5 protein-coding genes and 1 pseudogene are annotated in these 8,383 nt (G+C 64.4%); 4 read left to right on the forward strand and 2 right to left on the reverse strand.

What is annotated here, in order from left to right; translation table 11 throughout:
* Positions 1 to 190: 190 nt before the first annotated feature.
* Positions 191 to 2,329 carry an ATP-binding protein gene (locus tag ACIPW5_RS37610; RefSeq protein ID WP_401255292.1) on the forward strand — a complete coding sequence of 713 codons (2,139 nt, stop codon included), beginning with the start codon at positions 191 to 193 and terminating at the stop codon, positions 2,327 to 2,329.
* Positions 2,326 to 3,675 carry a hypothetical protein gene (locus ACIPW5_RS37615; RefSeq protein WP_401255295.1) on the forward strand — a complete coding sequence of 450 codons (1,350 nt, stop codon included), beginning with the start codon at positions 2,326 to 2,328 and terminating at the stop codon, positions 3,673 to 3,675. Before ACIPW5_RS37610 ends, ACIPW5_RS37615 begins: the two co-directional genes overlap by 4 nt.
* A gap of 456 nt (positions 3,676 to 4,131) precedes the next feature.
* Here ACIPW5_RS37615 and ACIPW5_RS37620 read toward each other — a convergent pair whose 3' ends face one another.
* Positions 4,132 to 5,085, reverse strand: coding sequence for an IS481 family transposase (locus tag ACIPW5_RS37620; RefSeq protein WP_401255297.1), 954 nt, complete (start codon positions 5,083 to 5,085; stop codon positions 4,132 to 4,134).
* Positions 5,086 to 5,198: 113 nt separating this feature from the next.
* Positions 5,199 to 5,697: pseudogene (locus tag ACIPW5_RS37625) on the reverse strand (L-serine ammonia-lyase, iron-sulfur-dependent, subunit alpha); the annotation flags it as partial.
* Positions 5,698 to 5,935: 238 nt separating this feature from the next.
* On the opposite strand from ACIPW5_RS37625, the gene ACIPW5_RS37630 reads away from it, so the two are divergent.
* Both ACIPW5_RS37630 and rsgA read left to right on the forward strand, forming a co-directional pair.
* Positions 5,936 to 6,661: a hypothetical protein gene (locus ACIPW5_RS37630; protein WP_401255300.1), complete on the forward strand. Its 726-nt coding sequence runs from the start codon at positions 5,936 to 5,938 to the stop codon at positions 6,659 to 6,661.
* A 298-nt stretch (positions 6,662 to 6,959) separates the two neighbouring features.
* Positions 6,960 to 8,120: a ribosome small subunit-dependent GTPase A gene (gene rsgA, locus ACIPW5_RS37635; protein WP_401255303.1), complete on the forward strand. Its 1,161-nt coding sequence runs from the start codon at positions 6,960 to 6,962 to the stop codon at positions 8,118 to 8,120.
* Positions 8,121 to 8,383: the final 263 nt, after the last annotated feature.

Raw genomic sequence — 8,383 nt, forward strand, 5'->3', positions numbered from 1 at the left:
CGCAGGGCGTGCTTGAGCACGGGGTCAACCACGAGGCTTCTTTCGATCGGTACGCGGTCGACCCCATCGTGCACCACTTTCAAAACACGGCCTAGGTGGACTCCGAGCGCACCGACATCCACCGGGATACCGAGACCGCGGCGGACGTGGGGCGGTCTGGTGATCTACCATCAGCTGCTGGGAGGTCAACATGCCGACGCTCCGCCCCCGTGCGAGGCTGCTTCACACCATCGGTACAGAACTCATCAGTAGCGAGACGGTCGCGGTCGTGGAGCTAGTAAAGAACGCCTACGACGCCGATGCGAACCGTGTCGTCCTGTGCTTCTCCGGTGACCTTCAAGAAGGTCAGGGGGAGCTGGCAGTCCTAGATGACGGTTCGGGAATGACTGCCGAAACGGTTACGAACATCTGGTTGGAGATCGCGACTCCGCACCGCATGCGAGCGAGAACCACCCCTCGTGGCCGTCGCGTCTTGGGGGAGAAGGGTGTTGGCCGGTTCGCCGCCGCGCGCCTCGCTGACTCGATGACGTTGATCAGTCGACAGACGGATGAGCCAAACGAGGTTGTAGTCGCAGTCGACTGGCGCCAGTTCCGGGATCCGGAAGTCTATCTCGACGAGGTAGAACTCGATGTGATCGAACAGGCGGCGGTCGACTTCTATGACCGCGGGCGTGTGGCCTCACTGTGGGAACGTGTCTCCTTGCCGCGCCGTTCAAGCGGCACGCTACTCCTCCTGGGTGGCCTTACGCGTAGCTGGGAGGAGGCGGACCTCCTCGCTCTCCGTCGCGACCTTTCTCGCCTCATTACCCCACCCGATGTCGACGGCAATCACGACTTCGAAATCGTTCTCGACCTGCCCCAAGAGTTCGAGGCGTTGGCTGGGCCGATTGAACCTCCAACCGAACTGATGAACCCTCCGTACCGGCTGTCCGGTTCTGTGTCAGCCGATGGAACGGCGGACCTGGAGATTACGCTCCCCGGTCGGGACCCCTACTTGCATCGAGTGAAGCTCGACCGGAATGTGCAGCATCGTGGCGCGGGCGGGATGCTTGCCAGTGGGCCGTTTTCGATCGACCTTCGGGTCTATGACCGGGATAGTGAAGCGATCTCACAATTGACTGCTACAGGCGGACTCAACCTGTCCACCAAGCAGTTTCGTGACCTGCTCGACCAGCGGGCCGGCGTAAGCGTCTATCGTGATGGATTTCGAGTTTTGCCATTCGGCGAACGTGGCGACGACTGGCTCACACTTGACTCCCGACGCGTTAACAATCCCGCCATGCGTCTGAGTAACTCGCAGATAATTGGCACCGTCGGCATCTCTGCAGATGCGAACCCCGATCTCCGAGATCAGACGAACCGTGAAGGGTTGCTGCAAGGCCCAGCCTACGACGGCCTGCGCGGCGCTGTCACGGAAATCATTGCGGAGCTTGAGAGTGCTCGATTCAAGCAACGGAGACCGAAGCGTGGGGAGCGTCGAGGCCGCGGCTTGTTCGATGATATCGACATCGCCGATGTCGCAGAAGCGGTTCGTAGATCACATCCGAACGACCATGCCTTGGCGGCCGTAGTAGCAAACGCAGAACGCAGGATCAGTGCCGGAGTCGAGCACGTTCGCGAGGTACTTGCCCGTTATCAGAGGCTGGCCACGCTCGGGAGACTCGTGGACGAGGTTGTCCATGACGGACAGCTTTCAGTCGGTCGCATACGCCGGGTGACCCGGGATGCGGATCGGATGTTGGCCGGGTCCGGTGCCTGTGAATTGCGTGACGAGGCCGTCGGTTTCGTCAGTACGGTTGATAGGCAAGCGGACTATCTAGCCCAGTTGTTCAAGCGAATTGCCCCCTTCGGAGGCCGTCGGCGAGGGCGGCCTAAGAAGGTAAGCATGCTGGAGACGATCAATTCGGCTGTGGACGTTCTTGCGAGCCGGGCTGCAAAGGTTGGTGCAGAGGTCACGGTGGGTGGCGTCGATGAAATCGTCACGCTTGATCCGGCCGAGCTGCAAGAGGTTGTCATCAACCTGCTGGATAATTCACTCTACTGGCTTCAGCACGTTCCCAAGGGATCGCGATGCGTGGATCTGACGGTGGAGCGGTTGGAGGAAGACGGGGCGCTGGCGTTGGTGATCGATGACAGCGGCCCTGGCGTGCCTCCTGAAATTCGCGCAAGCATCTTCGAGCCGTATTTTTCCAGCAAGCCAGATGGTGGAGGGCTCGGGCTGGCAATTGTCGGTGAGCGCGTCGCAGACGCTTATGACGGTGCGCTTCATCTTATCGACAGCCGGCTCGGGGGGGCGGCCTTCCGAGTGACCTTTAGGAGACGTGTGTGATCGAGAACGCTGATGGAGCAGTTCCGGAAAGCGGTGCGCAAGCGAAGAATAATGTGGGGGGCGGTCATGGAGATGACTCCTATGCGGAGATAGTAAGGTCGGCTAGTGTCGTCGACCTGCCTGAGCCCAGTCCCGAGTGGACCGTTGTCATTGTGGAAGACAGTGAGGACTATCGGAACGACGTCGAGCGTCAGCTTCTCCAGTCGGATGTTGCTTACGGTCGTGCGCCGAGAGTGATTCCAGTCAGCGAGTTTTCCGAGGCAGAGAGAATTCTGAGCGCGGAGACGGTTGACGTCGTCATTCTGGATGTGCGTGATGATCGGGGCCGCGATGACGCCGGAGAGTGCCTGCTGGAGAATCTGAAAGATACGCGCTTTGTGCCGGTCGTCTTCTATACCGCTTACACAGAGCGAGTCGAGCCTCTAGCGCAACCGCCCGTCGTCCAGGTTGTGGGAAAAGAGGAGCACACTGACGTCCTGGTTGACGCTGTGCGGGCCGCATTCGACAGCCGGTTGCCGATCGCTGTACGAGGTCTGGCGGACCATGTCCGAGAGGTGACCCGTGAGTATCTCTGGGATATCGCCGATCAATGGGCGTCGCTGGGGGACTACGATGCTGAGGAGAAGACGACCCTTCTTGTGGCTCGTTTGGCTCGGTCGCTAGAGTTGACGCTTGCGCTCAATGGGGAAGATCGACTGCGTGGCCCTGTAGGGCGCGCTTTGGGTTTGCCCAGCAATTGGCATCCGTCCCGTATCTACGTCATCCCCCCCATGGGGGATGCGTTTGATACGGGTGACCTTCTTCTGCATCAGGAGACCCAGAGTTACTGGGTGCAACTCACGCCCAGTTGTGACCTCGCCAACGAAAAGGCAGACAGGCATCTGTTGCTCGCGGCGGATCCTCTCCTTGAGGTCGAGCCGTTTCGTTCCTGGAGCGCCGCTGAGACGGAATGGATTCAGGTCAAAGATGCCGCCATGCCGAGTGGAGGCTGGAGTAAGGCCGAGAATGAACGTCGCAAGAAGCTACAGAAGGATTCTAGAGAATTTCGTGCGGCGAGCAAGCAGATAATTCTTGGTCGACATGACCGGTTTTTTCATCTGCCGAGGTTCTTCAAGGTGCCGGATCTGCTGGTGGATCTTCAGCATGTTAAAACTCCGGCCGACGCGGAGATGGGTGAATACGTCAGGATCAGTGGACTTGCTTCGCCTTGGCCCCAGGTGCTCGTAAATAGGTACAATCGTCAGACAGGGCGCATGGGATTCGACGATCCAAACGCTGATGCGGTTCTCGAACGAATTTCACGCGAAATGATCGAAGGGGATGGCTCCATCGCTGGTCGCGGGTGAGTTGTTCTTGGGGCGGGTGTGATTAGGGCGCGGGAGCCGTTCTGGAGCACGGCGATGCAACACCTCACTCTGCGGGGGTGCCCATCTTGACTCCGGCGAATGCTTCGTTCCCTCATGCGCTAAGAACTAACCGGTACTCCGTCAACCGCCACGTCATCACCGACGCCGAGGGCTGTCTCGTCGGCGTCGGTGGACCGCTCGCCTGGAAACTGGAATGACCGTAAGGCGTGAGATGCGACCAGCAGAGGTCCCGCCGGAGGCCACCCAGACACCAGACCTGGTGACCCCTTACTTCTGCAGACGCAGCCTGGCACTGCCAGGGGATTCCGATGAACCGCCCGCGGTCGTTGCTGGAGGGGCGCCGCCGGGTAGGCCGTGAGGTTCTTCAGGGACTTTCACCGTACAGGCAAGGAAGGGCCTGACAGCGCTGAAAGAGGCAAACGCGCTGGTCAGAGCCTAGGTGTATTGGCCCGCAGGGTTGTTGACGCGGCTGATGGGCGGGTGTCCGCCCAGTGCGGTGTGGCAGCGGTGGTGGTTGTAGGTGTGGAGGAAGTCTGTCAGGGCTGCTGTCCGCTCGTCGTTCGAGGTGTAGGGGCGGAGATAGGCCCATTCGTCGAGGAGTGTGCGGTTGAAGCGTTCGACCTTGCCGTTGGTCTGGGGTCGGTAGGCGCGGGTGAGTTTCCCGCTCGCGCCGAGGTCGGCCAGGACGGCCTTCCAGGCCAGGCCCTTGCGGTAGGCCCAGGCGTTGTCGGTCAGGACCCGTTCGATGCGGGTGATGCCGTGGCGGTGGAAGAACGTGGCCGCGCGGGCCAGGAAGCCGGCGCAGGTCGCGACCTTCTCGTCGGGGTGGATCTCGCTGTAGGCGAGGCGGGAGTGGTCGTCGACGGCGGAGTGGATGTAGTCGAACCCCATGCCGCGGATCGGCCGGCCCGCGTCACGGCCCAGGACCCGGTGTCCACCGCCGTCGGGGATCCGGCCGAGTTTCTTCACGTCGACGTGGACGAGTTCACCGGGACGGTCGCGTTCGTAGCGGCGGATCACGGTGCCGGTCGGGCGGTCGAGCCAGGCCAGGCGGTTGAGCCGGTGACGGGTGAGGATCCGATACACGGTCGAGGGCGGCAGTCCCACGATCGGGCCGATCCGGGCGGGCCCGAGCTTTCGGGTCCGCCGCAGGTCGCAGACTCGCTCTTCCACGGCGGCCGGTGTCCGGTGCGGGGTCCTGCCCGGCCTGCTGGAGCGGTCGGCCAGACCCACGTCACCTTCGCTCTTCCAACGGCGGACCCACTTGTGGGCCGTGGGCCTCGATATGCCCATCTCGGCGGCCACGTGCGCGACTGGCCGGCCCGCGAGGACTCTCTCGACCAGAATCCGCCTGCCGTGAACGGTCAGCCGGGCGTTACGGTGTGACACGAAGACCTCCGTGCGTGGTGTGGAGCCTAGACACCTCCACCACACCGGAGGTCTTCGCCATGATCAAGACCTGACCAGCGTTAACAACGCTCGTGATCAATACACCTAGGACGTCAGCACTTGATGATGTTCACCGCGAGGCCGCCGCGGGCGGTCTCCTTGCACTTGACGTTCATGCGGCGCCCGTTGCCTTCATGGTCTTGATGACCTTGTCGAGGGAGACCAGGTGGCTGCCGTCGCCGCGCATCGAGATGTTCGCCGTCGTGACGGCATTGACCGCCGCCATGCCGTTGCCCTCGATGCCCGGTAGCTGGAGCAGGCCGCCGACCGGGTCGCAGGTGAGGCACAGGTTGTCCTCCATGCCAGCTCGGCGGTGTTCTCTCCCTGCTCAGGAGAGCCGCCCAGGACCTCGGCGAGGGCGCCCGCTGCCACAGAACAGGCTGAGCCGACCTCGCCCTGGCAGCCGACCTCGGCGCCGGAGATCGACGTGTTTTCCTTGAAGAGCATCCTGACGTGCCCGCGGCAAGGAGGAAGCGCACGATGCCGTCTTCGTCGGCACCCGGGCACGAGGTTCATGTTGCAGTCCAGGACCGTCGGCATCACGTCGGCCGCGCTGTACCAGCCCGTTTCACAGAGAGTTTCTTCGGCCTCTGAGGGCCCGGACTCGCTGTCCGTAGAGCACACGCTCACGCCTGCCGTGACGCAGAGGTGCTGGTGGAGCCGGTCAGACCCTGCTTGGACCTGATGACGTGCGGGTTGGCATCTCACTACAGGTGAATCCCGGTTAGGGCAAGCGGCGAGTGTTTCGGATCCTTGGGTGGACTGAATATCTCGCTACCGGAGGTAGACCATGTCTCCCCGCTCATATCCCAGCTCCATCCGGGATCGGAACCTTGACGATGGCAGGGCCGACCTGCCGCACCCGCCTAGGGGCGGTCCCGTGGGCCGCTTTCAGGTGGCGCGACAGCGAGGTGGAAGGCCCATTGCGGTGTCGGCGTGGCGCGTTACAACGGAGGACCATGCGGTCGCTGACGCTGTGGGTGGGCTCTATGGAGGTGTGCCGCAGCTGTTGGACACCGAAGACGAGCATGTCGTCGAGGTCCTGACTCGCCGCGATCACATCCCTGTCTTGCTGGGTGGCCGCGGGGCCGTCTCGCTTCGCATGGTGATGCGCGGAGCCGGTGAGACCTTCCATGTCTGCGACGGAACTCGGTTCCTGGAGCCGGCGGGCGCACGTGGATCGCTGTGTGGATGTCCGGCGAGCCTGGCTGACCGCAAGGCGGCAGCTCAGGCAGGTCGCGGGCCGATACCGGAGGTCCGACTCGGCTTTCGGCTGGCGGACCTTCCCGAGCTTGGTGTTTTCTCCCTCGTATCGACTTCGTGGGAGTTCGCTGCCGAGCTGCCTGCGTTGGCTGCCGCTCTGGACACCGCGACTGTTCCGGTCGGGGGTGTACTGCGGTACGAACTGGTGGAGTTCACCACGTGCTCCGGGATCGCCGTGAGCTACAGGCGGCCGTTCGTTGAGGTCGGCAGGACCCAGGTCCTCGCCCAGGATGCTGTACGACTTGCGGCGTGACGCTGGTCCGCCGGCTGTCGGGGTCGTGCAGGTGGGGCCCAGAATTTAATCGGTGGTGCCGCGTCCTGGGGTGGGGCTATGGTTCTGCTCGTTCCGAGGCACGGCTGTGTCGTTGCTGAGGGAACGGTGTTGGTTCGTTGAGAAGAAGCAGGAGGTGAGGACATTGATGACTGTCATGGTGACGGGCTCTGCCCGCATTCAGGAGTTCATCGTTCCCACCCCTGTGGTCTCCGGCTGACACCCATTCGATCCGCGCGCTCGGAGCGCGCCGCCGGGGCCACCCTTCGAAGGGTTCCCCTTGTTCAACGCTCCGCTCCACCCGTCTTCTCTTTCCACTGTCCAGCACCCGCTCGCCGTCTACGGCTGGGACAAGGGCTGGGAGGCCGAGTTCGCCCCGTACGCCGCCCAGGGCCTGGTCCCGGGCCGGGTCGTCCGGGTCGATCGTGGTCAGTGTGATGTGGCCACCCCTGACGGTGTCGTCCGTGCCGACACCGAGTTCGTCGTTCCCCGTGATCCGATGAAGGTCGTGTGCACGGGGGACTGGGTCGCCGTCGATCCTGAAGGCGGCGATCCGCGGTACGTGCGGACTCTGCTGCCTCGCCGGACCGCCTTCGTGCGGTCGACTTCCTCCAAGCGGTCCGAGGGCCAAGTGCTGGCCACTAACATCGATCACATCGTCATCTGTGTGTCACTCGCGGTCGAACTCGACCTGGGGCGGATCGAACGGTTCCTCGCGCTCGCGATGTCCAGTTCGAGCGGTGAGGCACTGCTGCGTACGTCGGCGGACTCCTGGGAGTCCGGGGCGCAGCCGCTCCTCGTCCTGACCAAGGCGGACCTCGTCCCGGACCCGGCCGCACTGGCCTACCTGGTCCAGGACGTGGAGACCACCGCGCCCGGCGTCCAGGTGCTCACCGTCTCCTCCCACACCGGCGAGGGCACCGACGTCCTCGCCGCGGTCGTCGCCGACGGCACCAGCGTGCTGCTCGGCATCTCCGGCGCGGGCAAGTCCACCCTGGCGAACGCGCTGCTCGGCGCGGACGTGATGGACGTCCAGGAGACCCGCGATGTCGACGGCAAGGGCCGCCACACCACCACCACCCGCAACATGCTCGCCCTGCCGGGCGGCGGGGTCCTGATCGACACCCCGGGACTGCGCGGCGTCGGGCTCTTCGACGCGGAGGCGGGGGTGGGGCAGGTGTTCTCCGAGATCGAGGAGTACGCCGAGCAGTGCCGCTTCCACGACTGCGCGCACGAGGCGGAGCCGGGCTGCGCGGTGCTGGCGGCGGTGGCCGAGGGGGCGCTCCCGGAACGCCGTCTGGACAGCTACCGCAAGCTGCTGCGCGAGAACCAGCGGATCGTCGCGAAGACGGACGCCCGGCTGCGGGCGGAGATCGCCCGCGACTGGCGCATGAAGTCGGCGGTGGGCCGGGCGAACTACGCCGCCAAGCGGGGCCGCTGACCCTTGCCCTGGCCGGGCGGTGGCGGGTACTGCCCCCGCCGTTGCCCTGGCCGGGGGGTGCGGGTGCGGCGCCGCCCCTGCCGGGCGGGGTGCGCCGCTGCGCGGGGCGGGGTCCCCTACCCGCCCTTCGCCCGTTCCCCGGGGCTGCGCCCCGGACCCCCTGGGGGCTCCGCCCCCAGACCCCCGCGCCTCAAACGCCGGCGAGGCTGATTTCAGCCTCGCCGGCGGTTGGGGGGGGGGGGGGGGTGCGGCCGGGGGGGGGA

This window comes from Streptomyces sp. NPDC090077 (assembly GCF_044747545.1).
In the GTDB taxonomy this organism is placed as follows: Bacteria; Actinomycetota; Actinomycetes; order Streptomycetales; family Streptomycetaceae; genus Streptomyces.

Coding starts and splice junctions, on each gene's coding strand:
- ACIPW5_RS37610 (WP_401255292.1), top strand. CDS start 191: ATGCCGACGCTCCGCCCCCGTGCGAGGCTGCTTCACACCATCGGTACA.
- ACIPW5_RS37630 (WP_401255300.1), top strand. CDS start 5,936: ATGTCTCCCCGCTCATATCCCAGCTCCATCCGGGATCGGAACCTTGAC.